The sequence below is a fragment of the Paenibacillus rigui genome (genome assembly GCF_002234615.1).
GTDB classification, from domain to species: domain Bacteria; phylum Bacillota; class Bacilli; order Paenibacillales; family NBRC-103111; genus Paenibacillus_S; species Paenibacillus_S rigui.
On record NZ_NMQW01000090.1, the window covers coordinates 1 to 2,105 of the forward strand.

The 2,105-nt window shown below is 42.4% G+C and carries 1 protein-coding gene; it reads left to right on the forward strand.

Translation table 11 applies throughout. From position 1 onward, the window contains the following. Window positions 1-86 precede the first annotated feature (86 nt). Entirely contained in the window at window positions 87-578 is a 492-nt protein-coding gene (locus CF651_RS31735; RefSeq protein WP_094018870.1) for a DUF6756 family protein, read from the forward strand. Window positions 579-2,105 lie beyond the last annotated feature (1,527 nt).

The following is a 2,105-nucleotide window of genomic DNA, read 5'->3' on the forward strand; positions in this document are numbered from 1 at the left end:
AAATGTGTAAAAGAGACAGATACAAGAACGTTATATGAAATACGAGCAGATCGGTTAAATAAGAAAATCATTTGAAGGAGTTATGTATGAACTCTTTATCTGTTCGAATTGAAATCCAAGAGTTGATTAAGAAACATCAAATTAGCAGAGATAAGCTATTTGAAGTTAGGAAGGACCAATGGAAAGATATTTTAAGTAATGTTGAAGAACGGTTTTTAACAAAGGCTCATTATACCCATGGATTACATTGGGGATGGAATAGACTTAAAGAACCCAATCATACTGTGAGATTTGTTGATCAACCATATAAATATATAAAAGACATTATTGAAGATGAGCATATCTGGTTCATTGTAGAAGACGTGTATGACAAGATGTGGGTCTATGAGGGTACTAGAGACACAATTTTTGAAGTGATTCCTGAGTTATGTCATCTAAATGATTATTTTTTGGTGTCCAAGAAGTATCAATGGCTTATTTGTGAAGATCATCATGAAATTATTCATCTTTATGGAGCGTATATCATTGAACAAATGAAGACATATGTACAAAAAAACATTGATAAGGTATTTATTTGAAAGCTAACTCAAGATGGCTCGTACTTCATATAACACCGTATTCACGCTGCGGTCGCTACGCTCCCTTGGTCTGCCCGAGGCAATTCGGGGAAGTGGAGTCAGGCAGACAACCCTGCAAGGCTAAGTGGCAGAGCCACCCAGTCGCATTCGCTCCTTTAAGCCTTTCGGGTTCGTGAATACGCAGAACGTTATCTGAAAGATTGAGCCCAAGGATTATGTGGGTTAATCGACCTGCAACGTCCTGTTGCGTGAAGCATAGATATTAAAACCGACAGACTTTATAAGACTAACAAGGCAATAAAGATTGACAGGGCTATAAAGAACCGACAAGCCAATAAAGACTGGTAGGACTATAAAGACCGACAAGGCAATAAAGACTAACAAGACAATAAAGACCGACAGAGCAATAAAGACTGACAAGACAATAAAGACCGATAGAGCAATAAAGACTTAGAAGACAATAAAGATTGATAAAGCAATAAAAATTGAGGGTCGACGTCCTGTCTTCATTCGAGGAAGTGGGCCCAATCCATCAGATAACAGCGTATTCACACATCGGGGGTCAAGCCCCCTCGGTCTGCCCGTAGATAACTCAAGGGAGTGGAAACAGGCAGACAACCCTGCGAACCTAACCGCGTCGCGGCCGGCAGCTGAAGCTGCCTTAAGGTTCTCGGGTTCGTGAATACAAGAACGTTATATGACATTCTCCCCCTCAAGAAAAGAGCTTAATTTGGTGTGGCACACCATCATTCTGAAAGAGGTATCAAGAGCAGTATAAGATCGAAGAGCAGTATAAGATCGAAGAGCAGTATAAGATCGAAGAGCAGTATAAGATCGAAGAGCGGTATAAGATCGAAGAGCAGTATAAGATCGAAGAGCAGTATAAAGATCGAAGAGCTGTAAGTAATTCAAAGAGGTCGAGGGGGAGAACATCATATAACACCGTATTCACGCTTCGGGCCATATGGCCCTCGGTCCGCCAGAAGATAATTCGAGGAAGTGAAATCCGGCGGACAACCCTGCGAACCTAACCGCGCCGCGGCCGGCAGCAAGCTGCCTTAAGGTTCTCGAGTTCGTGAATACAAGAACGTTAGACGAAAGATTCGCAAAGCTATATACAGAACTAATGGGGATGCATATTTACATGTATTCCCATGTTTCTTTTAACGTGATATTATCGAATAAATTGGATTTTACTTGCAGGGTTGAGGATTATATACAGGTCGAGAGCTATACAGATCAAGAGCTATACAGGTCAAGGGCTATACAGGTCAAGAGCTATACGGATCAAGAGCAATACAGGTCAAGGACTATACAGATCAAAGACTATACAAGATCAAGTTCAGTGACTGTAGTTCAAGGAAGGCGAATCCATCGTCTAACACCGTATTCACGCTTCGGGCCATACGGCCCTTGGTCCGCCAGAAGATAATTCGGGGAAGTGAAATCCGGCGGACAACCCTGCGAACCTAACCGCGCCGCGGCCGGCAGCAAGCAGCCTTAAGGTTCTCGAGTTCGGGAATACAA